General features: G+C 60.5%; 20 protein-coding genes. 7 read left to right on the plus strand and 13 right to left on the minus strand.

Going from position 1 to position 20,178, the window contains the following annotated elements; genetic code table 11:
- Positions 1 to 259 precede the first annotated feature (259 nt).
- The 8 genes from murB to AC4IHP_RS25545 form a co-directional block, all read right to left on the minus strand.
- Positions 260 to 1,279, minus strand: coding sequence for a UDP-N-acetylmuramate dehydrogenase (murB, locus tag AC4IHP_RS25510; RefSeq protein ID WP_490833043.1), 1,020 nt, complete (start codon positions 1,277 to 1,279; stop codon positions 260 to 262).
- A complete protein-coding gene (locus tag AC4IHP_RS25515; protein ID WP_076563814.1) occupies positions 1,276 to 1,740 on the minus strand; it encodes a low molecular weight protein-tyrosine-phosphatase in 465 nt (154 codons plus the stop codon). Before AC4IHP_RS25515 ends, murB begins: the two co-directional genes overlap by 4 nt.
- Positions 1,740 to 2,504: a 3-deoxy-manno-octulosonate cytidylyltransferase gene (gene kdsB / locus AC4IHP_RS25520; RefSeq protein WP_024013932.1), complete on the minus strand. Its 765-nt coding sequence runs from the start codon at positions 2,502 to 2,504 to the stop codon at positions 1,740 to 1,742. The genes AC4IHP_RS25515 and kdsB overlap by 1 nt, the downstream gene beginning before the upstream one ends.
- Complete coding sequence (locus AC4IHP_RS25525; RefSeq protein WP_003179363.1) at positions 2,501 to 2,686, minus strand: Trm112 family protein; 186 nt, start codon at positions 2,684 to 2,686, stop codon at positions 2,501 to 2,503. The genes kdsB and AC4IHP_RS25525 overlap by 4 nt, the downstream gene beginning before the upstream one ends.
- A gap of 23 nt (positions 2,687 to 2,709) precedes the next feature.
- Complete coding sequence (gene lpxK / locus AC4IHP_RS25530; RefSeq protein ID WP_460120752.1) at positions 2,710 to 3,720, minus strand: tetraacyldisaccharide 4'-kinase; 1,011 nt, start codon at positions 3,718 to 3,720, stop codon at positions 2,710 to 2,712.
- Positions 3,720 to 4,148 carry an ExbD/TolR family protein gene (locus AC4IHP_RS25535; protein ID WP_041479458.1) on the minus strand — a complete coding sequence of 143 codons (429 nt, stop codon included), beginning with the start codon at positions 4,146 to 4,148 and terminating at the stop codon, positions 3,720 to 3,722. The genes lpxK and AC4IHP_RS25535 overlap by 1 nt, the downstream gene beginning before the upstream one ends.
- Positions 4,145 to 4,780: a MotA/TolQ/ExbB proton channel family protein gene (locus AC4IHP_RS25540; protein WP_217862812.1), complete on the minus strand. Its 636-nt coding sequence runs from the start codon at positions 4,778 to 4,780 to the stop codon at positions 4,145 to 4,147. The genes AC4IHP_RS25535 and AC4IHP_RS25540 overlap by 4 nt, the downstream gene beginning before the upstream one ends.
- A gap of 101 nt (positions 4,781 to 4,881) precedes the next feature.
- Positions 4,882 to 7,116: a DNA internalization-related competence protein ComEC/Rec2 gene (locus tag AC4IHP_RS25545; RefSeq protein ID WP_490833044.1), complete on the minus strand. Its 2,235-nt coding sequence runs from the start codon at positions 7,114 to 7,116 to the stop codon at positions 4,882 to 4,884.
- 135 nt (positions 7,117 to 7,251) lie between these two features.
- Here AC4IHP_RS25545 and AC4IHP_RS25550 point away from each other — a divergent pair, with 135 nt between their 5' ends.
- Positions 7,252 to 7,770 (plus strand): DUF2062 domain-containing protein, encoded by a 519-nt coding sequence (locus AC4IHP_RS25550; protein ID WP_434766380.1) that lies wholly within the window; start codon positions 7,252 to 7,254, stop codon positions 7,768 to 7,770.
- Between the two features lie 71 nt (positions 7,771 to 7,841).
- On the opposite strand, the gene AC4IHP_RS25555 is transcribed toward AC4IHP_RS25550, so the two are convergent.
- The 4 genes from AC4IHP_RS25555 to AC4IHP_RS25570 all read right to left on the minus strand — a co-directional run bounded on the left by AC4IHP_RS25555 (position 7,842) and on the right by AC4IHP_RS25570 (position 11,010).
- The gene (locus AC4IHP_RS25555; protein WP_460120756.1) at positions 7,842 to 8,621 is read right to left on the minus strand and encodes an ABC transporter permease; all 780 of its coding nucleotides are present in this window, start codon (positions 8,619 to 8,621) and stop codon (positions 7,842 to 7,844) included.
- The gene (locus AC4IHP_RS25560; protein WP_041479460.1) at positions 8,618 to 9,550 is read right to left on the minus strand and encodes an ABC transporter ATP-binding protein; all 933 of its coding nucleotides are present in this window, start codon (positions 9,548 to 9,550) and stop codon (positions 8,618 to 8,620) included. Before AC4IHP_RS25560 ends, AC4IHP_RS25555 begins: the two co-directional genes overlap by 4 nt.
- Positions 9,551 to 9,683: 133 nt before the next feature.
- On the minus strand, positions 9,684 to 10,307 hold the full coding sequence (locus tag AC4IHP_RS25565; protein WP_490833045.1) for a glutathione S-transferase family protein: 624 nt from the start codon (positions 10,305 to 10,307) through the stop codon (positions 9,684 to 9,686).
- A 43-nt stretch (positions 10,308 to 10,350) separates the two neighbouring features.
- Positions 10,351 to 11,010 (minus strand): transglutaminase-like domain-containing protein, encoded by a 660-nt coding sequence (locus tag AC4IHP_RS25570; RefSeq protein WP_460120760.1) that lies wholly within the window; start codon positions 11,008 to 11,010, stop codon positions 10,351 to 10,353.
- Positions 11,011 to 11,257: 247 nt separating this feature from the next.
- On the opposite strand from AC4IHP_RS25570, the gene AC4IHP_RS25575 reads away from it, so the two are divergent.
- Both AC4IHP_RS25575 and AC4IHP_RS25580 read left to right on the plus strand, forming a co-directional pair.
- Entirely contained in the window at positions 11,258 to 13,705 is a 2,448-nt protein-coding gene (locus AC4IHP_RS25575) for an acyl-CoA dehydrogenase (RefSeq protein ID WP_490833046.1), read from the plus strand.
- A gap of 73 nt (positions 13,706 to 13,778) precedes the next feature.
- Complete coding sequence (locus tag AC4IHP_RS25580; protein ID WP_039760212.1) at positions 13,779 to 14,186, plus strand: PA2817 family protein; 408 nt, start codon at positions 13,779 to 13,781, stop codon at positions 14,184 to 14,186.
- A 642-nt stretch (positions 14,187 to 14,828) separates the two neighbouring features.
- On the opposite strand, the gene AC4IHP_RS25585 is transcribed toward AC4IHP_RS25580, so the two are convergent.
- Positions 14,829 to 15,827 (minus strand): LysR family transcriptional regulator, encoded by a 999-nt coding sequence (locus AC4IHP_RS25585; protein WP_460120764.1) that lies wholly within the window; start codon positions 15,825 to 15,827, stop codon positions 14,829 to 14,831.
- Between the two features lie 89 nt (positions 15,828 to 15,916).
- Between AC4IHP_RS25585 and AC4IHP_RS25590 the strand changes: the two genes are divergently transcribed.
- The 4 genes from AC4IHP_RS25590 to AC4IHP_RS25605 all read left to right on the plus strand — a co-directional run bounded on the left by AC4IHP_RS25590 (position 15,917) and on the right by AC4IHP_RS25605 (position 19,971).
- Entirely contained in the window at positions 15,917 to 16,543 is a 627-nt protein-coding gene (locus tag AC4IHP_RS25590; RefSeq protein WP_490833047.1) for an alanyl-tRNA editing protein, read from the plus strand.
- A 90-nt stretch (positions 16,544 to 16,633) separates the two neighbouring features.
- Complete coding sequence (locus AC4IHP_RS25595; protein ID WP_490833048.1) at positions 16,634 to 17,404, plus strand: 2OG-Fe(II) oxygenase; 771 nt, start codon at positions 16,634 to 16,636, stop codon at positions 17,402 to 17,404.
- A gap of 1 nt (position 17,405) precedes the next feature.
- Positions 17,406 to 18,044, plus strand: a complete 639-nt coding sequence (locus AC4IHP_RS25600; protein ID WP_016773667.1) for a LysE family translocator — start codon at positions 17,406 to 17,408, stop codon at positions 18,042 to 18,044.
- A 187-nt stretch (positions 18,045 to 18,231) separates the two neighbouring features.
- Complete coding sequence (locus AC4IHP_RS25605) at positions 18,232 to 19,971, plus strand: dipeptidase (protein ID WP_490833049.1); 1,740 nt, start codon at positions 18,232 to 18,234, stop codon at positions 19,969 to 19,971.
- Positions 19,972 to 20,178 lie beyond the last annotated feature (207 nt).

The raw sequence follows: 20,178 nt of genomic DNA on the forward strand, positions 1-20,178 counted from the left end.
TTATGGGGTACATCTTAGCGGCAAGCTGCAAGCTGCAAGTGAAGGCGCGTACGATTCGCTTGCAGCTCGTAACCGCGCCTTGGGTGGAGCAAATGATTGGTATCGTTAGGTGGCTAAGTTAACCCAGCATTAACAAAAAAGCCCTGCTTATACAGGGCTTTTCAGCTGCAAGTTTCGAGCTACGAGCTGCAAGTAAAAGCGGCAAGTAGCTTCTGGCGCAGTGCAGCTTGCCGCTCGAAGCTTGAAACTTGCAGCTGCCTCAATAACGATTGGGCTCCATTTCCAGTTCGACATGGAAGCGCTCGGCGATGTCTTTCTGGATCCGTTGCGCCAGGTCGAGCAGTTGCAGGCCGGTGGCCGTGCCGTAGTTGACCAGCACCAGCGCCTGCAACTTGTGCACGCCGGCATCGCCGTCGCGAAAACCCTTCCAGCCAGCGCGTTCGATCAGCCAGCCAGCGGCCAGTTTCATCTGCCCGTCCGCTTGCGGGTAAGCCACCAGATCCGGGTGCTGCGCTTTGATCCGGGTGACCACAGCGGCAGGCACCAGCGGATTCTTGAAGAAGCTGCCGGCATTGCCGAGCAGCGCCGGGTCCGGCAGTTTCTCGCTGCGGATGCTGCAGATGGCGCGGCTGACGTCGCTGGGCGTCGGCTGCTCGATGCCCTGCTCGCTCAGGCGCTGACGCACCGGGCCGTATTCCAGATGCAGGTGCGCTGCGCGATCCAGCTTGAAGCGCACCCGCAGGATCAGCCAACGTCCCGGCTGCTGCTTGAACAGGCTGTCGCGATAGCCGAAGTTGCATTCTTCCAGGCTGAAATCCCGCAACTCGCCGCTCTCACGATCCAGCGCAGTGAGGCCGGCAAACACGTCCTTGATCTCGACACCATAGGCGCCGATGTTCTGCATCGGCGCGGCGCCGACGGTGCCGGGAATCAGGCTGAGGTTTTCCAGCCCGGCAAAACCCTGGGCCAGCGTGTGCTGCACGAACGGATGCCACGGTTCGCCCGCTTGCGCCTCGACAACCACGCGACTGCCATCGTCGCTGAGCACGCGGATCCCGCGTGTAGCCATGCGCAACACCAACGCCGGAACATCTGCCGTCAGCAGCAAGTTGCTGCCGCCGCCGATCACCAGCAACGGCACGTCATGGGAGGCGGCATAGGCCAGCGCTTCGCGGACATCGTCATCGCTGTGGGCTTCGGCAAACAGCTGCGCGCGCACATCAACGCCGAAAGTGTTGAAGGCTTTTAGTGATACCTGCGGTTGGACCAGCAGACTCATAAGCGCCCCTTCACTTCGATCAGCAATTGGTCGCAGGCCGCTTCGATCAGATCCAGCACCTGCTCGAAACCCTGATCACCGTCGTAATACGGGTCCGGCACTTCATCGACCAGCCCGGCATAACGGCGCAGAAACAGATCCAGTTCGGCCCTGCCAGTGGACGGCTGCAAGGCCTTGAGGTTGCGCAGGTTGCTGTTGTCCATGGCGAGAATCAGGTCATAGCTGGCGAAATCAGCCCGGCTGACCTGCTGCGCGCGTTGCGTCGACAGGTCATAACCGCGCAGTTTCGCCGCCGCCTGGCTGCGCTTGTCCGGCGGGTTGCCGACGTGCCAGTCACCGGTGCCGGCGGAGGCCACTTCGACCACGTCCGCCAGCCCGGCTTCACGCAACTTGTGGCGCAACACGCCTTCGGCGGTGGGCGAACGACAGATATTGCCCAGGCACACAAACAGAACGCGCATCAGGCCCCCAGCAGGCGACGAACCCGCTCAAGGTCTTCAACGGTGTCGACACCGGTCGGCGGCGCGATCAGCGCATCAGCAACATGGATGCGCACGCCATGCCACAAGGCACGCAGTTGTTCGAGGGATTCGGTGTTTTCCAGCCAGCATGGGCCCCAGCTGACGAAATCGTGGAGGAACCCGGCACGGTAGGCGTAGATGCCGATGTGGCGGCGATAGGGCACGCCTTCCGGCAGTTGTTCGCGGCTCTTGGCGAACGCATCGCGGGCCCACGGCAAGGTTGCTCGACTGAAGGTCAGCGCGAGGCCGTTGATATCGCTGGCGACCTTGACCACGTTGGGATTGAACAGGGTTTCCACGTCTTCGATCGGCTCAGCCAGCGTAGCCATGCGCGCTTCGGTGTGAGCGGCAAGGTTAGCGGCGACCTGATCGATCACACTCGGCGGAATCAGCGGCTCATCACCCTGCACATTGACCACGATCGCATCAGGCGCAAGACCGAGTTTGGCTGCGACCTCGGCCAGACGATCGGTGCCGGAATTGTGATCTTCACGGGTCAGCACCACTTCGGCGCCAAAGCTTTTGCATGCCTCGACGATGCGTGCATCGTCAGTTGCAACAACGACGCGGGTCGCGCTGCTTTTGCTCGCCTGTTCCCAGACATGCTGGATCATTGGCTTGCCGGCGATATCCAGCAACGGCTTGCCCGGCAAACGGGTCGAGGCGAATCGCGACGGGATGACAACGGTGAAGGCTGTAGTCATTTATCCAGACGCTCGTCGGTGGTCAGGGTGCGCGCTTCGCTTTCCAGCATCACCGGGATGCCGTCGCGGATCGGATAGGCCAGGCCGGCGCCCTTGCTGATCAGTTCGGTCTTGTCGGCGCTGAGCTTGAGCGGGCCTTTGCACACGGGGCAAGCGAGGATGTCGAGCAGTTTGGTGTCCATGAACATTCCCAGAAATAAAAGAGTTAAGGCAGCAGACGATCCGGCAACAGGCGCATCAGTTGGGTGTCGAACCAGGCCACGAAGGCCGGCGACGGCACGGCGTCGACCGCCAGGTACCACCAGTCGGCAGTGGCGAAGGCACGGCACTTCACCGCGTCCTTTTCGGTCATCACCAACGGCAATGACGGGGTGAAATTCAACGCCTGCACGCTGTACTCGGCGTGGTCGGCGAACGCATGCGGGACTGGCCGCCAGTCTAGCGCTTCAAGGGTATTGAAGAAACGTTGTGGATTGCCGATGCCGGCCACCGCATGCAGCGCTTGTCCGGGCGGAAAATGCCCAAGTGACTGACGTTCGCCGCTGCGCAGATTGACCAGCGCCGTAGGTTGCAGGCGAAAGGCGAAACCATCGTCGCGATCAGCCAAGGCACCGTTGAACAATACGCCGTCAACGCTTTGCAGGCGCTCGACCGGCTCACGCAACGGCCCGGCCGGCAGACAGCGCTGGTTGCCCAGGCCCCGTGCGGCGTCGATCAGCACCAGTTCCAGATCCCGCGCGAGGCGATAATGCTGCATGCCGTCGTCAGACAGAATCAGGTCCAGCGGTTCACTGGCAATCAAGGCTTTGACGGCGGCGCTGCGATCAGGGTCGATCATCAGCGGCACACCGGTGCGCTGGACGATCAGCAACGGCTCGTCACCCGCTATCTCGGCGCTGTGCTCGGCCTCAACTCGCCATGGCAATTGCGGCGGCTTGGCGCCGTAACCGCGACTGACCACGCCGACACGCAGTCCACGGCGCCGGCAATGTTCGATCAGCCAGAGAATCATCGGCGTCTTGCCGGTACCGCCAACGGTGATATTGCCGACCACGATCAGCGGCACGGGCGATTGGTAGATCTCACCTTCACCATCGAGAAAGCGCTGACGCTTGTTGATCACCACGCGGCGATACAGCATTTCCAGTGGCCGCAGCAGCGTCAGGGCCGGGTGCCCCTGATACCACGCGGCGAGCAGGCGATCAGACAGGCTCATCAGGATTTCGGCGCCGCCTCGACCGTGGTCATGCGCAGGTGGCTGAAACCGAGCTTGCCGGCCGCGTCCATGGCGGTGATCACCGATTGATGCTGGGCCTTGCCATCGGCACTGATCGACAACGGCATGTTGGTGTCACCGTTGGATTCTTTCTGCATGGCTTCCATCAGCGTCGGCAGGTCATTCTTCGGCAGAATCTTGTTGTTCACCGAGAACACGCCTTCGGCACTGATCGCGACATCCAGCTGTTTGACCTGCTGATCTTCGGCAGGCGAACCGCTGACCGCTTCCGGCAAATCGACGCGTAACTGGGTTTCACGGGTGAAGGTGGTAGTGACCACGAAAAACAGCAGCAGGATAAACACCACGTCGATCAGCGACGCGAGGTTGATGTCTACGGTTTCCCGGGGCTTGCGACGGAATTTCACGCTTTGCCCTCGGCCAGATCGACATCACGGTCGCCCTGCACCACTTCCACCAGTTTGATCGCTTCCTGCTCCATGCCGACCACCAGCTCGTCGATACGGCGCTGCAAAAACCGGTGGAAGAACACCGCTGGAATCCCGACCATCAGGCCCGCTGCGGTAGTGATCAGCGCTTTGGAAATGCCGCTGGCCAGCACCGAAGCATTGGTCGTCATGCCGGACCCGGTGAAGGCGCTGAAAATGTCGATCATGCCCAGCACGGTGCCGAGCAGGCCGAGCAACGGCGCCATGGCAGCGATGGTGCCCAGGGCATTGATATAGCGCTCGAGCTCATGAATGACCCGCGCGGCGGCCTCTTCGATGCACTCCTTCATGATCTCGCGACCATGCTTGGAATTGGCCAGGCCTGCGGCGAGGATTTCCCCCAGCGGCGAATTGGCGCGCAATTCCTTGAGTTTTTCCTTGTTGAGCTGCTTGTCCTTGATCCAGACCCAGACCTGACCCAGCAAATGCTCGGGGGTGACGCGACTAGCGCGCAGTGTCCACAGGCGTTCGGCGACGATCGCCATGGCCGCGATGGAACTCAGAATGATCGGCAACATCATCCAGCCGCCGGATTTGACCAATTCCCACACAGTGACAGTCCCCTCGAAAAAGTGCGCCACTTTACCATACCGATCCGCGATTAAGACCCGCCGCCCCGACGACCGTGAGGTGGCAACCATGCTGGCACCGATCAACGGCCGGGCGCCGGCGGCTCGCGCCAGAAACGCCGCTGTTGATGCATCGTCCACGGCGGCTTGAAGCTGCCCAGTCGCAAATGAATGGCACCTTGTTCGGCGCTGTCGTAGATGCGCAGACCTTGTTTGCGGTAGCGCGCCAGCACGGTCGGGTGCGGATGACCGAAGGCGTTGCCGTGGCCACGGGAGATCAGCACCGCTTCGGGCTGCAAGGCTTTGAGCAGGGCCATCGACGATGAACTGCGACTGCCGTGATGGGGCGATTGCAGCCACCGCGTCGGCACCGCCAGCGGGCTGTCGAGCAGGACGCGCTCGGCGTGAGCGTCGATATCGCCGGTGAGCAGCAGGCGTTCGCCGTTGGCTTCGACCTGCAATACACAGGAGCGCTGGTTACTGTCATCGGCCGCCGACCATTGCCAGAGCTGGAACTGCACACCATCCCACTGCCACTGTTCGCCGCTTGCGCAGGCTTCAGCGTTCAACTCCGGCGGCAGGTTCGGCGGATCGCCGCTGACCACGCGGTGCACGTTCAATCCACGCATGATCGCCCGGGCGCCGCCAGCGTGATCGGCGTCGGCATGACTGAGCAGCATCAGGTCGAGCGCTTGCACATTCAGTTTGCGCAGCGCTGGCAGCACCACCCGCTCGCCAAGATCGAACTCGCCGAAACGCGGGCCGGCATCATAGAGCAACGTGTGATAGCGGGTGCGGATGAGGATGGCCAGGCCCTGGCCAACATCCAGTTGCCAGACATCGGCCCGCCCTTCCTCTATTCGCTCTCGGGGCGGCAACACCAGAAGCAACAGCAGCGGCCAGCCCAACGGACGCATTGGCACGCCACGGGGCAACAGCAATAAAATCGCGCCAAGGCTGCCCAGGACCAACGCCCACCATGGAATGGCGGCTGGTATCCACGCCGGCCATTGCCCGGCAATCAGCGCCAGCCCGATAAACAGCCAGTCAATCAAACCACCGGCCAGCCATAACAGCCCTTCGCCGACATGAGGCACGGGTAGCAATAGCGTGCCGAGCAACGCCGGCGGCAACACCACGAGGCTGACCCACGGTACGGCCAACAGATTGGCGACAGGCCCGCTGACGCTGATCGGCAAGCTCAGCGCCAGCAACACCGGACACAAGCCTATCGCGATCAGCCACTGCGCGCGGGTCCAGGTCTGCCACCACCGCCAGGCCCCCAGCCGCCCGCCGAAGGTGAAAATCAGTATCGCCACCGCCGCGAAGGATAGCCAGAAACCCGGGCGCAAACTGGCCAGCGGATCGAACAACAGCACGCCATTGAACGCCAGCAACAATGGCCACCACGCCCCGAGATGGCGAAAACGCAGACGCCACAGCAGCACCAGCGCCACCATCACGCAGGCACGCTGCACAGGCACATCGAAACCGGCGAGCAAGCCGTAACCCAGCGCCGCCGCGAATGCCAGGCCACACGCCCACGGCAACCACGGCCAGCGCACCGGCCAGATTCCGAAACGCGCCAGCCCGGCTACCAGCAGATACATTACTGCGGCGAGCAAACCGATGTGCTGACCGGAGATCACCAGCAAATGCACGGTCCCGGTGTCTTGCAGAATCGCCCAGTCCTCGCGACTCAGACCCGAACCATCACCGAGCACCAGTGCCGCCAACGCGCCCTCTCGTCCTTGCGCATCCACCGTCAGCAGGCGCTGCCGTACGCCGTCGCGCCATGCATGCCGGGCCTCAGTCAGACGCTGGCCATCCTTGATCGTGCCGGTCGCACCGATCCGTTGCGCCAGCAGCCAGGCCTCGTAGTCGAAGGCGTCCGGGTTGAGCAAGCCACTCGGGCGCTTCAATTTCACCGCCAGACGCCAACGTTCGCCGCTGTTGACCGGTGGCCCGGCGTACCAGGCCAGACGCAGCAGCGATGGCAGTTTCTCGCGGCGAGAAAGCGCATCAGCCAGCTCGAAACGCACCACGCCGTCGCCGTGCTGCGGCAAGCCGACCACCCGCCCTTCGAGCCAACGGGTTTCGCCGTCCAGGCTCGGTGGCAAGCGGTCAATCAGAGCCCACTGCGCACTGAGACAAGCCCATGTGAAACCGAACAGCAAAAACGCCAATGGATAGCTGCGAAACGGCAGCAACATCAGCGCCACCATTGGCAGCAACAGCAACCAACCGACCGGCGGCAAGGCCGGCAAAAAAACCGGAGCCAGCAGACCGACTGCCAGCGCCATCATCCCTGTGCGCATATGCCCGTCCTTGAGAGTCCCTCCCTTAGGCATAGCGGGTTGCGGCACCACCGTCGTCAACAATTGTCACAAAGTCTGAATGGGCGGTTCGTAGAATCCAGACATACTTGCCGCCTTAACCGACCGAGAAGCCTTATGCCCCGGCGCTTATTCAAACGTTACATGCCCGACCCGACGAGCATCAGGGAACACAAATCCTTACGCTTTCTCGGCAAGTTGCTGCATGACCCGAACCTCTGGCACCTCAATCGCCACTCGGTCGCCCGGGCGATGGCGGTCGGCCTGTTTGCGGCGTTCCTGCCGATACCGGCGCAAATGCTGGTAGCGGCGGCATTGGCGGTGATGGTGCGCGGCAACATGCCAATCGCGGTGAGTCTGGTCTGGCTGACCAACCCGATCACCATGCCGGCGGTGTTCTTCTGTACCTACCAGGCCGGGGCATTCCTGATGGACGTGCCGGCGCGGCATCTGCCGGACGAGCTGACCTGGGAATGGATCAGCGGCGAACTGTCGACGCTGTGGCAGCCGTTTCTGCTCGGCTCGGTGGTTGTCGGTCTGGTGCTGGGCGTGCTCGCGTACTTTCTGGTGATGTTGTACTGGCGCTGGTGGGTGGCGCGGCAATGGCGACGGCGCAAGCAAAGTCGGCAGAAATGAATGCAAAACGGCCTCCGCGATGGGAGGCCGCTTTTTGTTGTCGGACGTCGACCTACACGATATCGCGTGCTTCAGGTACGCATCCCGCGCCCGCTCACCAGCAACCGCGCACAGCCGAGATACAGCACCACGGTCGCCACCAGCATGAAGGTAATGGCGATGCCAATGCGGATATCCGAGACACCAAGGATGCCGTAGCGGAACGCGTTGACCATGTGCAGCACGGGGTTGGCCATCGACACGGTCTGCCAGAACGGTGGCAGCAAGGTGATCGAGTAGAACACGCCGCCCAGGTAGGTCAGCGGAGTGAGCACGAAGGTCGGGATGATCGAAATATCATCGAAGTTGCGCGCAAACACCGCGTTGATGAAGCCCAGCAGCGAGAAGATCGTCGCGGTCAGTACCACCACCAGAATGGTCACGCCGAGGTGATGCACCTGCAGATGGGTGAAGAACAGCGACAGGATCGTCACGATCAGCCCCACCGCCAGACCGCGCAATACGCCACCAATGGTGAAGCCGATCAGGATCGTGTGCGGTGACACCGGCGAAACCATCAACTCTTCGATCGAGCGCTGGAACTTGCTGCCGAAGAAGCTCGAGACCACGTTGCCGTAGGAGTTGGTGATCACCGACATCATGATCAGCCCCGGCACGATGTACTCCATGTAGGTGAAGCCACCCATGTCGCCGATCTGTCGGCCGATCAGGTTGCCGAAGATCACGAAGTACAGAACCATGGTGATCGCCGGCGGCAGCAACGTCTGCGGCCAGATCCGCATGAAGCGTTTGACCTCGCGGTAAACGATGGTTTGCAGCGCGACGAGGTTGGGACCGAACTCGGAACTCATACCGCCACCTTCGACAGATTTTTCTCCACCAGGGACACGAACAACTCCTCGAGGCGATTGGTTTTGTTACGCAGGCTCAGCACTTCGATGTTCTGCTGCGCCAACTGGGTGAATAACGCCGTGATGCCCATGGATTTGTCGACCTGGACTTCGAGGGTATGGCCGTCGAGCAAGCGGGCCGGGTAGCCGAGCAATTGCGGCGCCGCGTGCAAGTCGTGTTTCAGGTCGAGCAAAAAGGTTTCCACATGCAACTGGCCCAGCAACTGTTTCATGCTGGTGTTTTCGACGATGGTGCCGTGGTCGATGATGCCGATATTGCGGCACAGCTGCTCGGCCTCTTCCAGGTAATGCGTGGTCAGGATGATGGTGATGCCCTTCTGATTCAGCTCGGTGAGGAAGGTCCACATCGAACGGCGCAGCTCGATATCGACGCCCGCAGTCGGCTCATCAAGGATCAGCAGGCGCGGTTCATGCACCAGCGCACGGGCGATCATCAGACGCCGTTTCATGCCGCCGGACAGCGAACGTGACGGCACATCGCGCTTGTCCCACAGGCCCAACTGGGTCAAGTACTGCTCGGCGCGTTCCTTGGCGACTTTCGCCGGAATGCCGTAGTAACCGGCCTGGGTCACGACGATGTCGAAGGTCTTTTCGAACTGGTTGAAGTTGAATTCCTGCGGCACCACGCCGATCGAGCGCTTGAGCGCCGCCGGGTTCTTGTCCAGGTCATTGCCGAAAATATTCACGGTGCCGCTGGTCTTGTTGACCAGCGTCGAGAGGATGCCGATGGTGGTGGATTTGCCGGCGCCGTTGGGGCCGAGCAAGGCGAAAAAGTCACCTTCGGCGACGTCCAGATCGATACCACTCAAGGCCTGGAACCCGTTGCCGTAGGTTTTGGTTAGCTGCCGGATGGACAGAGCGGAACTCATATCGGATTTACGCACCAAGAAGGAAGGAAAGGAATAGATAAGGGCGGGCGGCGAGGGAAACAACCGCAGCGCAAGTTCGCAATGGTGCTTGCCGCCGCCGCACAAGTACAGTCAAGTGTGTCGATAGTAATTATCAAGTCAACGCGGTCATGACCGCCTTCTGATAGGCCGCACGCTGCTTCAAACGTTCATACCAGGCTTGCAGATGCGGTTGCGGGGCGCGCTCGATGGGCATTTCGAACCAGGCATAAATGAAGCTGCCCAAAGGGATGTCACCCATGCCGATGTCATTGCCGGAGAGGTAAGGCTGGCTGATCAAGGCGTGATCGACCATGTTCAACAGTTCATCGCATTCCTTGATCGCGGCGTTGATCGCCTTCCAGTCCTGCTTCTCTGCAGGCGTACGCAGCACACCCCAGAACACCGTGCGAAACGGCCCGGCGAAACTGGAAGTGGTCCAGTCCATCCACTTGTCCGCTGCGGCGCGGGCTTGCGCATCCGCCGGATACCAGGCGCTGTCCGGGGCGTATTTGGCCAGCAGATACCGAACGATGGCGTTGGATTCCCACAGCACGAAACCGTCATCCTCGATCACCGGTACCCGGCCATTGGGGTTCATCGCGCGGTACTCGGGCGTATCGACCACCCCGAACGCGCCGCCGGCATCGATGGCCTCATACGCCAAGCCAAGCTCCTCGGCAGCCCACAAGGGCTTTCTGACATTCGATGAATTTTTCCGTCCCCAGATCTTCAGCATGACCGCCTCTTTGCAAGTGAGTGGACGGCCAGCATACGCCGGATCAGGTGCGACTCAAATCGGTCTGCATGTCGCCCAGCAGCATCGGCAACTGCTCACTGAACAGATGCGGGTAGCACTTTTGCAGGTGCTCGAAGAAGAAGGTTTCCGGCACGTCGGTGAACTGGCCGTGATCGAGCAGATACTCCATCAACTGCGCGCCGTCACGGTTGAACGGGTGGAAAACACTGTCATTGATGCCATCGAATTCCAGCGCTGCGACGTTGAACAACTCGCACAGTTGCTGGTTGAACGCTGGCGTCGCCTTGACCCAGCGGCCGTCGAGAAACAGCTCGGTGTAGCCATGCATGGCAAACACATCGCTTTTCAACAACTCGAGCAGACGCGGCGTCGACAGATGATTGCGCACATCGGCCAGACCGATGCGCGCCGGGATCCCGCAATGCCGCGCACAACCGGCAAGCAGCGTGGCTTTCGGCACGCAGTAACTCTCCCCCGCTGCCAGTGCGTAACTGCCGCACAGGGTTTGCGGATCACGACTGAAGGTGTATGGGTTGTAGCGCACCGCCTCGCGCACGGCGTAATACAGACTGACCGCCTGCTCGCGCGGCTCATTACTGGCACCGCGATGCCGCTCGGCGAACTCCACCACCGCCGGGTGGTCACTATCGATGAAGCGGCCGGGGCTCAGATACTCGTGCATGACGGCAATCTCCTGGATGAGTCACGAGTCTAGCGACAGCCTGAGCACAGAGATAACGACGTTTCGGCCAAACCTGAAAGCAAAGCTGCGCAGCAACGAACGATTTCCCACACGTGTTGCCCACCGAACCTACGAAAACCATCCGGGGTTTCCCACGATTTCAATCACCATGCTCTGACCACCCTTGTTTGCAGATGCCGTCTAAGCTCTGGAGGGTCGATTTGCCTTGGTTCACGGAGGACTGAATATGCTGTTGTTGTGGATACTGGTTTTGATCGTCGGCGTGGCGTATCTCGCCCATCGACGCATCGCCCCGCTGCCCGCGTTGGGCATCGTTGCGGCCTATCTGGTCGCCATGGGGATTTTCAGTCACGCGCCGGGCTGGCTGCTGTTTGTCTTCTGGGTCCTGTTGGCGGTGGTCGCTGCGCCGTTGTTGCTGCCCGACCTGCGCCGTAAACATTTCACCGCGCCGCTGTTCAACTGGTTCCAGAAAACCCTGCCACCCATGTCGCAGACCGAACGCGACGCGATCGACGCCGGCACCGTGTGGTGGGACGGCGAGCTGTTCAGCGGCCGTCCGGACTGGGACAAACTGCTGTCCTATCCCAAGGTGCAGCTGAGCGAAGAAGAGCAAGCCTTCATCGACGGCCCGACCGAAGAACTCTGCGCAATGGTCAGCGACTGGCAGATCGGCCAGTCCATGGACCTGCCGCCCGAGGCCTGGACGCACATCAAGGAACACGGCTTTTTCGCCCTGATCATTCCAAAGGAATACGGCGGCAAAGGCTTCTCCGCCTACGCCCACTCCCAAGTGGCAATGAAACTGGCGACGCGCAGCGGCGACCTCGCCTCCACCGTGATGGTCCCGAACTCCCTCGGCCCGGCCGAGCTGCTGCTGCATTACGGCACCGACGAACAACGCAATCACTACCTGCCGCGCCTGGCCCGTGGCGACGATATTCCATGCTTCGCCCTTACCGGTCCGCTGGCCGGTTCCGACGCCGGCGCAATGCCCGACACCGGGATCATCTGCAAAGGCCAGTGGGAAGGACAGGAAGTTATCGGCCTGCGCCTGAACTGGGAAAAGCGCTACATCACCCTCGGCCCGGTCGCGACTCTGCTTGGCCTGGCATTCAAGGCATATGACCCGGAGCATCTGCTCGGTGAAGAGGAAGACCTCGGCATCAGTCTGGCGCTGATCCCGACCGATACCGCAGGTGTGGAAATCGGTCGTCGTCATCTGCCGCTGGGCGCCGCGTTCATGAACGGCCCGAACTCCGGCAAGGATGTGTTCATTCCGCTGGACTACCTCATCGGCGGTCAGGAAATGCTCGGCAAAGGCTGGATGATGCTGATGAACTGCCTGTCGGTGGGGCGTTCGATCTCGCTGCCAGCAGTGGGCACCGGCGCCGCCAAGTTCACCAGTCTGGTCACCGGCCAGTACGCGCAGATTCGCGAGCAGTTCAATGTGCCGCTATCCGCTTTCGAAGGCATCCAGGAAGCCATGGCGCGCATCGGCGGCAACGCCTGGATGATGGACGCCGCACGGATGCTCACCGCCAATGCGGTGGATCTCGGCGAAAAACCTTCGGTGCTGTCGGCAATACTCAAATATCACCTCACCGAACGCGGTCGCGAATGCATCAGCCACGCCATGGATGTGCACGGCGGCAAAGCGATCATCATGGGGCCGAACAACTACCTCGGCCGCAGCTGGAACGGCGCGCCGATCTTCATCACGGTCGAAGGCGCGAACATCCTGTCGCGCAACCTGATGATCTTCGGTCAGGGCGCGATCCGCTGCCATCCGTTCGTACTCAAGGAAATGGCCCTGGCCGGTCGCGACGACAAGGATCAGGCACTCAAGGAATTCGACGGCCTGTTGCTCAAGCACATCGGTTTTGCCGTCAGCAACGCCGCCAGCACACTGGTGCTGAACCTCGGGCTCGGTCATTTCGAACATGCGCCGGGTGACAGGATCAGCCAAGGCTACTTCCGCGCGCTCAACCGTCAGGCCGCCGCATTCGCCATGCTCGCCGACTTCAGCATGATGCTGCTGGGCGGCGAACTGAAACGCCGCGAACGCCTGTCGGCACGCCTCGGCGATGTACTGAGCAACCTGTATCTGGCCTCCGCCGCGCTCAAGCGCTATCACGACCTGGATTCGCCGGCGTACATGGAGCCGCTGTTCCGCTGGGCCATGGAAGAAAGCCTCGGCCAGTCGGAGCGTGCGCTGGATGAACTGCTGAGCAACTTCCCGAACAAGGTCTTCGGCTGCCTGCTGCGGGTCATCGTCTTCCCGTTCGGTCGCCGTCACAAAGGCCCATCGGACAAACTGGGGGCCGAGGTCGCTGCGGTCATCGGTCGCGCCAAAGGCGATCCGGCGCTGGAAGAACTGCTCGCCGGCTGCTACCGCCCGCAATCGGCGGACGATGCCGTGGGCGCGCTGCAACACGCCAGCGACCTGCTCAACGCCGCGCAACCGCTGCACAAAAAACTCCACACCGCACTGAAAAGCGGCCAGGTCAAACCGGCAGCCGGCGAACACGCCATCGACGCTGCGCTGGAAGCCGGCGTGCTGCAAGCCGTCGAAGCGCAAAGCCTGCGCGACGCCGAAGCGGCCCGCCGCAAGGTGATCGACGTCGATGATTTCGCCAAAGAGGAACTGACCCAGGCAGCGGGCAAAGTCCGCTGATCCCGGTTTATGTGAAAAAACGGCGCGAGGGCTTTATACTCCCGCGCCCGTTTTGCTCTTGAGGACTTATCTCGTGTCCAACGTCGTTGCCGATCATCTCGTGTTGCTCGACCACCTGCGCAGTATCCTGGTCGCCGTAGGTGAGGCCGAACAAGTGCCCGAAGAAAGCCATGCCCTGTTCCTCGAGCGCTTCGACGAACTGCTGGCCTCCCTGCCGATCGACCCTATCGAAAGCCAATACCTGGGCCAGGACATCCTCACCCAAGTCATCAGCCGCTACCCGCAAATCGCCCACCTGATCCCGCGCGACCTGCTGTGGTTCTTCGCCGGCGACTGCCTGCACTACCTCTCCGACGAAGAAATCGACCTGTACCAGGCCCTCGAAGAACGCCGCTACGAAGCCGAACAGAACGACGAACCGTTCGACTGGAACCAGGAAAAACAACTGCTGGCCATGTCTGCGCAGGACAGCAAGCACTGATTTTCGACAGGTAATCAAAAGGCCCGCACTGGTGATTCCATGCGGGCCTTTTTTTCAAGATCAAAAGCCCCCTAGCTCTAGCCCTCTCCCGGAGGGAGAGAGGACTGACCGCGCTGTTTGGACGAGGTACGTCGACCTGAATTACCGAGTCGAATGCAGATTACGAACAACCCACAAACCGGCCCCCTCCACCTCGGGAGAGGGCTGGGCGGGCGGCGTTCCGATGAGGGGCGAATCCAATACAAAACCCAAGCCAATCGCACGCTGTTCACCACTCAACACAATGAGCGTTAGCTCGAGTACCGCTCTTGATCTTGATCCACCAGCGACGTCGGAAGGCTGAGTGGAGGGATTGATCCGGGCGTGGGAGCGCAGCGACCGTCTGGCGCAGCCAGACACAGCGGAAGGAGGTGCAGCGAAGCAAACCGTAGCCGCTGCGCCCGGATCGATCCCGCAGCGAAGGAACCCGAGCCTGCGAGGGCCGAACGCAGGAGCGAAGCGTTTTGGTTACTTTTGGGCGTCTGCAAAAGTGACCCGCTGTAAGAGCGGAACCGTAATCCGCATCACCCGCAGAAACGGATATTCACCCAAAACCCCAAGAGCCTGGTCGGCCCAAAGGCCGCCAAGCCCCCCCAAAAAACCTCAAAGCAACCCCTCACTCTCCGGCAGCTCATACGCCACAGCCGCATTGCTCCCGCCCACCGACTTCCCGGGCTTGCCCAACGTCGGCTCCTTCTGCAGACACTCCACCAGATAATCAATAAACACCCGCAACTTCGGCGGCAGATAACGCGTCGGCGAATGCAGCAACCACAACCCACCATGATAGGAAGCCAGAAACGTCCAGTCCGGCAGCACCTGCACAATCAGCTTCTGCTCCAACGCATAACGCGCCGTGAAATACGGCAGACTGCCAATCCCGATGTGCTGCAACACCGCTCCCAACCGCACGCCGGTGTGATTGGCGGCATAGCGCCCACGCACACCGACCGTCACCGCCTTGCTGCCCTTCTTGAATTTCCAGCGCGCATCGCTCGGCGTTTCGCCCAGATAAATACAACTGTGATTGAGCAAATCGTGAGGATGCGTCGGCGTGCCATGTTCGGCCAGATATTGCGGCGTGGCGCAAAGCAAATGATCGATGGTCAGCAACTGCCGCCCGACCAGACCCGCCGGCGGGCGATCAGTGATGCGTATCGCCAGATCAACGTGATCATCGATCAGATCGACCTGACGATCCTCCAGCAACAACTCGACATCGACCTTGGGATAACGCCGCAAAAACTCCGGCATGTGCGGATGAATCACAAAGCGCCCCACCGCTTTCGGCACGCTGACCCGCACCAGACCTTCGGCTTCGTGGGTGAACTGGCCGCTGATTTCCATCACCGACCTGGCCGCGCTGACCATTTCCTGGCAACGCTTGAACACCTCTTCGCCGCCATCACTCAAGCGCAATTTGCGCGTGGTACGTTGCAGCAAACGCGTGGCCAACGCCTTCTCCAGGCGGGAAATGCTACGGCTGACCGCCGAGGGTGACGAACCCATCTGCCGGGCCGCTTCAGAGAAGCTGCCGGTCTCGACGACCTTGACGAAAATCGCCATTTCACCCAGCAGCGGCAGCGGAAGATTGATGCTCACAACGCACAAGTCCTTTGATGTTGGGATGGATTATCACGTTATTGCACGATTCATATAATAAAAACAGAACTTCGATCAGGGCATGGAATATGACGCTTCGCCTGTTTTTTCACAGTGATGACCTCAAGGCGAATGTCGAAGTCCTCGACTGCACACCCCACGAGAACGAATTCGCCGTAGTGCTGCGCGCCACCCTGTTTCACCCGCAGGGCGGCGGTCAGCCTTGCGATACCGGCTGGATCGGTGAGAGTCAGGTGTCGCGAGTGGTGCAGGAACCGGAGCGCATTGTTCATTTCGTCGACCGCCCGCTGCCGCTGGGCATGACCGCTATCCGCATCGATGAAGAGCGCCGCCGCTTCAACACACGCATGCACTCGGCCGGGCACCTGATCGGCCATTTCATTCAGGCCATGGGCTGGATGCCGATCAAGGCACACCACTGGCCGGACGAAGGTCGAGTGCAATTCAAGCCAAGTGATGGCGCTGAAGAAGTCGATGCACCAACCGTACAAACCGGCATCGAGCGGTGGATCGAACACGATCTGCCGCGCCTGACTTCACTGCGCGAAGGCGCGCGGGAAATCAGTTTTGGTGAACTTCCAGCCTACGGCTGCGGTGGCACCCACGTACGCAGCCTGAAGGATCTGGGCACAGTCACGATCGCGTCGCTTTCGCAGAAGAAAGGCACGTTGTCCGTCCACTACAGCGTGGATTGAGCATTTCGGACGTTGCCATCGCGCAGCGTCCGACGCCGGGGAACCGCACTCGCCGGTTCCGTTGACTATCGATAGATGGACCTAAAACAAATGATGCTAGACGTCGAGCGTCTCGATGAGACGTGCATAAAAAAACTGGCCAACGAAGAAGTCCTCGCCATCCGCGTCAAACGCTTTCTGCCCGAGCCGCTGGCGATCGAAATTGGTGACAAGATCCTCGCTCCGGGCTTTGAGGGCTACATCAACGCGCCGAGCATCGGCCGTATCGGCATGGCCTTTTACGAGGCGGAAAACCAGCCGCTGTTGATCGAGGACTACTTCGAACGCGCCACCCGCAACATCGACGAATTGCGCCAGCGCTGCGCGCCCTACTCCTCGCCGATCGACACCTTGCGCTGCATGCTCGACGAATCCTGGCCCGCTGGAGCGCATCTGGAAAACCTCTACGGGCGCAAGATGTATGTCGGCTTGTCGCGCGTGGTCAAACCCGGCGTGTGCTTTCTCGCTCACCACGACATCTTCGCCAAGGACGCCCCGGACAGTTTTCAGGCGCGCAGCCTCGAGGCGCAATTCGCCTGCAACGTCTACCTGAACATGCCCATCGAGGGTGGCGCCCTGCAGATGTGGAATGACCACATTACCCCGGATCAATTCGACGAAATGCGCGGCGACAGTTATGGCATCGAGCCGTCGCTGCTGGGGCCGCCGGCGCTTGAAGTGCGACCCCAGCCCGGCGATTTCATCATGTTCAATTCGCGGCGCATGCACTCGGTTACACCGGGCGTGGCCGACCCGCGTTTGAGCCTGTCGTTCTTTGTCGGCTATCGCGGCAATGCTTCCCCTCTGACTTTCTGGAGCTGACATGCTTTCCAATTACCTGGGCGAGTTTCTCGCATTGGCCACCATCCACTTTCTCGCCGTGGTTGCACCCGGCCCGGACTTCGCCGTGACCATTCGCCAAAGCGTGCGCTTCGGTCGCCTCGTCGGCATCTGCACCGCGCTGGGCATCGGCGCGGGGATTTCCGTGCACGTGCTGTATACCCTGCTTGGCGTCGGCGCCTTGATGCACACCACACCGTGGCTGCTGACGGTGGCCAAAGTGGTCGGCGGGGCCTACATCCTCTATCTGGGCGTCAGCCTGATTCGCAGCAAACCCAAGAGCAGCGTCGAAGGCGAAAAAACCGCCGATGAGCCGCTGGTTGAACAGTCATTGTTCAAGGCATTCAGCACCGGTTTTCTGACCAACGCCACCAACCCCAAGGCCACGCTGTTTTTCCTGGCAATTTTCACCACGATCATCAGCGCCAGCACGCCGCTGCAGATCCAGGCGTTCTACGGATTGTGGATGTGCTTCGTCAACGCGCTGTGGTTCGTCATCGTCGCGCTGTTTTTCTCCAGCAACAAAGTGCGCCTGCTGTTCATGCGCCTTGGACACTGGTTCGAGCGCAGCATGGGCGTCATCCTGATTCTGTTTGCCGGCCGCCTGATGCTGTCGATGTAAGCCCACCAAAAAAGTCCCGGCGGCAGCTGCCGGGACTTTTTCATTAGTGCGCCTCTTTTGCATTTCTGTGCGACAGATCATGTTTACGACTCCCTCTCCCAGCGCTTGCAGTGTTAGGTTTACAAAATGTTTCTGTCGCAAGCGTCAGAAATAATTTCCCAATCCTTTGCAAAGGAATGCCTGTTCCATGGTCTTTTCCCTGAAAAAACTGGCCGCTGCCACGCTCGTCATGGCCAGCCTCACCGCGTTTACCAGTGCCGCACAAGCCAACATCACTGCCGAGCAAAGCGCGGCAATCCTGAAATCCTTCGACGGCAAGAGCTTGACGGATTTCCGCAGCTTCCTGGGCAGCCTGGCAAAAAGTGATCTGGCCAAGACGGATAATCTCAACCCGTCCATCAGCGCCTTCCTCGACAACAAGACCCTGAACGCCGAACAGCAAAACGAAATTCATCGTCTGCTGGGCATTTATACCCGGGTGAAATACGGCAAGGCTGCACTCGAAACCCTGCGCCAACTCGTCGAGATCCCGACCTTCCGTAAGGATGGCGTGGAGCAACACGACAACCCGGAATTCATCAAGATCGCCGGCGAGATCCAAAAGCTCGCTGAATCCTTCGGTTTGAAATTCCGCAACATCGATAACCGTGTCTACGAAATTTCTCTGGACGGCAAAGGCAACGAAGTCGTCGGTATCCACGCGCACGCCGATGTGGTGCCAGTGACGCCGGAAAACTGGGTGCTGAAGGACGGCACCAAACTCGACCCGTTCAAAGTTACGCTGATCGGTGATCGCATGTACGGCCGCGGCACCGAGGATGACAAAAACGCCATTGTCGTCGCGCTATACGCAATGAAAGTGATCAAGGACGAGAAACTGCCACTGGCGCGCAACTTCAAACTGCTGGTCGACACCACCGAGGAAACCAGCGGCGACGCTATTCCTTATTACTTCGAGCGCAACCCGACGCCGAACTACAACATGGCGCTGGACGGCGGTTATCCGGTGGTGATTGCCGAGAAAGGTTATGGCACCGTCATGGCCAACTTTGCCAAACGCAAAGGCGAAGGCAACGGCGCGGAAATCGTTTCGATGACCGGCGGCAAAGCGACCAACCAGATCCCATCGGCCTCGGTGGTCACGCTGGTAACCGCCAAGCCTGCCGAGCTCGCCACCAGTCTGCAAAAAGCCGGCGACGCTTATGCCAAGGCCAACGGCGGCGATTTCGAAGTCGCGGCAAAGGTTGATGGCAAGGACGTCAAACTGACCGTCACCGGTGTTTCTGCGCACTCCTCGGAGCCCGAGTCCGGCGTCAACCCGGTCGCACGAATGCTGAGTTTCATCAACAGCCTGGACGGCAAAGTCGCACTCAAGCACAACCAGTTCACCGACGCCGCGCGTTATGCCGATGACAACTGGGGCCTGGACTACCTGGGCAAAAAACTCGGCGTGGGCTTCTCCGACTCGTTCATGGGGCCGCTGACCACTTCGCTGACCTACGTCGGTGAGGATGACAAAACCTTCAAACTGGCGGTGAACCTGCGGGTGCCGAAGGGCAAATCTCCGGAGAAGCTCAAGGCTGAGATCGCCGAAAAGCTGGACGCCTGGAGCAAGAAGACTCACGTTGCCGTGGCGTTCGATTACTCGGTGGCAGAACCGATGTATCGCAACCCCGAAGGTGAGTGGGTCAAGGCGCTGCTCGCCGTGGCCAGCGAAAACCTCGGCATGAAGTCGGAATTCGGTACTTCCGCTGGCGCGACTTCGGTTCACGAATTGCCGAACGGCGTGCAATTCGGCCTGGCGCGACCGGAAGCCAAATACACCGGCCACACCGATGGTGAATTCAAGACCGTCGACCAATTCCTGCTGGATCTGCAGATCGTCACGGAAATGATGGGGCGTGTCGGGCAGTTGCCGAAGCTGTAAGCACGGCCCGAGCCCGGTTACCGATGACCGGGCTCACCATAAAAAGGACCTGAGAAAAGGTCCTTTTTTATTTCCGCCACAAAACGCGCACAAACAAAAACGCCGATCATCACTGATCGGCGTTTTTGTGAAATTGGAGCGGGAAACGAGACTCGAACTCGCGACCCCGACCTTGGCAAGGTCGTGCTCTACCAACTGAGCTATTCC

It is taken from the genome of Pseudomonas sp. UF-293 (assembly GCF_058245595.1).